1 protein-coding gene is annotated in these 1,994 nt (G+C 48.3%); it reads right to left on the bottom strand.

Annotated elements, in window-relative coordinates; all coding sequences use genetic code 11:
* Nucleotides 1-39: 39 nt before the first annotated feature.
* On the bottom strand, nucleotides 40-1,994 hold a 1,955-nt coding region (locus JJU14_RS16575), incomplete at its 5' end, for a response regulator (protein ID WP_228614820.1).

Below are 1,994 nucleotides of genomic sequence, written 5' to 3'. Positions count from 1 at the left end.
ACCCGGGTTAGTTCCATAGCAAAGTCCTTCTTATTGATATCATTGATTAAGTATAGCTTTAATACGCTCAGCCAGTTCAGCTGGCTCAATCCGTGATTTTGCAAAAGTCATACTGACCTGACTTTGTTGCTGAGTTGAGCACTCCTGAGCGGAAAATACCATCACGGGAATATCCCCCTGCAGCTTGTGAATATCGCTTAGCAGCCCCCAACCTTCGCCATCCGGCAAGCCGATATCCAGCAATAAAGCATCAAAACGATGCTGGTGAAGCAATGCGCGCGCCTGGTTAAGTGAGGCTGCCCGATAATAACGACAACGCGGCTCTAAATGCATCTGCACGATGGCCGCAACATCATCATCGTCTTCGACATGCAGTAGCCGGGCATCGCTTTGCCAGGAGTAAGACTCCAGTAAAGCATGTATCCTGGCCGCCAGCGTATCTGGATCTATCGGTTTCTCCAGCCAGTCAATGGCATTGGCAATAGCGCCAAGCTGCAACTTTCCTTTATCTAAAAACGCAGATATCACCAGCACAGGCATAGTTTGGGTAGCCTGATTATCGCGCAGACGTAAAAAGAAGTCGCTGCCATGTTCATTATTAAGCCGTAAATCCAGTGTGACTAAACAATAAGTGTTACGTGCCAGTAGCTGCCAGGCTGAATGCAGGTTAGCAGCCCAATCACTGTCAAAGCCTTGCTGTTGCAGCATAGCCTGAAGCGTACAGGCAATATCAGCATCATCCTCCAAAATAAGAATTCTCTTAGAGGAACCCATCGCCGAAACCGGCTCAATTAGCGGTAACTCAAACCAAAAGCAAGCACCCTGGCCTGGCTGGCTATCCACACCGATGCGCCCACCCGATTGCTGCACGATTTCCCGGCAAATGGCAAGACCCAAACCAGTCCCACTGTGTTGCTTGGTTGTACCATTGCTCAGTTGCGAGAAGCGCTGAAACAGCCCGCTGATTTCCCGGGCGGTTAACCCCGGGCCCTCATCAATGATAGTAATACGAACAAAGGACTGTTTTGGCTGAGTGGTAATGCGAACCACGCTGCCAGCCGGTGAAAACTTAACTGCATTGGATAGCAGATTGGTCAGTACTTGCTGTACCCTGGCCGGATCGGCCAGTACTTGTATTTCCCCCACATCCTCCAACCGAAGTTGGCTCTGATTGCTTTGCGCGTAAGGCATGTTTTGCTCAACGGCCTCTTGCAATAATTCAACCAGCTCAATGCATTGCGGTTGAAAGGTTACCTTGCCTGCCACCAACTTTTCCATATCCAGTAAATCATTCACCAGACTGGTAAGTCGTTTGCAATTACGCTGAGCAATATCGAGCATTTTCTTGCTTTTATCCGTGAGCTCACCCGCTGCCCCTGCCAGCACCAGTGATAAAGAACCAGCAATGGAGGTGAGAGGCGTTCGCAGCTCATGACTGACGGTAGAAATAAATTCATCTTTCATTTTATCCAGTTGGTTGCGCTCGGTTAAATCCTGAACGATGGTCCAAATCATTTGCTCGCCAGCCGGGTTTTCAAACAAAACCCCATTGAGCTCGATTGGAATTAAATGGCCGTCTTTGTGCCGGTACTCTTTGCGGTATGGCCCGTAACGCCCTTTACTGGTTAATGACTCAAGCTGCTGCTGTTCATCATTGGCATAGCTTTCCGGTGTTAGATCCCAATAGCTTAAAACTGCCAGCTCCTGCTGGGTGTAACCAACCAATCGTTCCATGGCTAAGTTCGATTCTATAAAAGCACCATCGGCCATCCGGTTGAGTAAAATAGGCAAAGGAGACAAGGTAAACAAGGCGCTTAAGCGCTGTTCGGACCATTGCAGCTGCAACTGCTGATTTTTAATAGAATGAGCCGTAGCTTTTTGTAATCTGAGCGCCAAAAACACAATAAGGGCTAAACTAAATAAGCACGCAATAAACCAAAGCAGCCACAGCCGCCTGTTCTGTATTTTTTGGGCAAGCATCAAATCGGTAATAT

The sequence above is a fragment of the Alkalimonas sp. genome, from assembly GCF_020831925.1.
Taxonomy (GTDB): Bacteria; Pseudomonadota; Gammaproteobacteria; order Enterobacterales; family Alteromonadaceae; genus Alkalimonas.
Note: the sequence above shows the minus strand (reverse complement) of the source record. Positions and strands in the feature narration are given on the sequence as shown.